At 38.8% G+C, this 1,180-nt stretch carries 1 pseudogene; it reads right to left on the bottom strand.

Going from position 1 to position 1,180, the window contains the following annotated elements:
* Window positions 1-509: 509 nt before the first annotated feature.
* Window positions 510-1,180: pseudogene (locus Q0192_RS11810) on the bottom strand (DUF2723 domain-containing protein); the annotation flags it as partial.

The raw sequence follows: 1,180 nt of genomic DNA, 5'->3' as shown, positions 1-1,180 counted from the left end.
GCATCCACGGCCTAAAGGCCGTGGCAATTTTAACCAGCTTAAAGCCTGTTTAAAATTCACTTATTAAGGTTCTAATGCTTCTTTTATCACCTAAAAATTAATGTGCATTTGGTTTTTAATTTGTTTAGGTTGATGTAAACACCAATTTTTATACGGTAAAAGAAGCATTATTATCAATCCTGAAAATATCGAAGGATCTTGTATCAATTTAAACCATCTTACTTTGAAGCAAATTATCCGTTTACAACAAATTCCAATCCTAAAAAACAAGAAGTTGTTTAATGTGAAGCTCCAATTGCCACGGCCTTTAGGCCGTGAGACAAAGACAAACCAGTTTCCGGTTTTAGCCAAAACCCAAAATTACTGGCCACTAAATTTTATGCCATAAAAGAAGCATCCAAACTGTCTGGAAAAAACTTAACAACAAAGCCGGTTAAAAAACTTAATAGTAAAGCCGGCTCAAAACCGGCTTTGCTATTTATCCCAATGCTTCTTTTATCGGGTAAAATTTATTGCGGCTGCTGTTGCTGGAACATTGCCCCAAACTTAGCCTGGTAAGTATTGAGCAAGCCTGTCAGTTTTTGGTTCAAAGCAGGTTCGTTGTTGTCCTTGGTAAATTTAACCATTTCGTTGATGGCAGACATACAAATCTGGATGTCTTGGCCACTTATGCGTTGGTTATTGTCGTCCATAGAAGCATAATAGTTCATTTGCCCGGTTACATAATCTGTAATCTGGTTCACAATTTTCTCTCCTATCTTCCTTTCGCCCAACTGGTAAGCTAGATCCGCCATACGAAATTTACGGATAACAACATAGGTATAAGGGGTTAAATCCGGCATTACATCATCGTAACGGTGCAAAACTTTTTTGGCCAAATCCGGGTGGCCTTCTTTATACAGGTTTTCTGTTAGCGTTGAAAAAGTCCTTAAAATAACCGGGTAAAACATCGTGCGCGATTCATGGTCCAAATAAGTTGCATTTTTCATGTTGCCCCACCTAAACTTGGTCATCACGTTATTGTACATCAGCATAGTGTTACTTCGTTCTCCACCATCGGCAGTGGCCGTAGTATCTGGTTTTAAAGGCAGCAAACGGTAAGCAAAACCTTCGTTGTACATGTATTTATCCAAACCCATCATGTTATCGTGGCCAACGGTAATGGCAAAATAAACAGGAC

The sequence above is a fragment of the uncultured Mucilaginibacter sp. genome (assembly GCF_937859865.1).
Classification (GTDB): Bacteria; Bacteroidota; Bacteroidia; order Sphingobacteriales; family Sphingobacteriaceae; genus Mucilaginibacter_A.
Note: the sequence above shows the minus strand (reverse complement) of the source record. Positions and strands in the feature narration are given on the sequence as shown.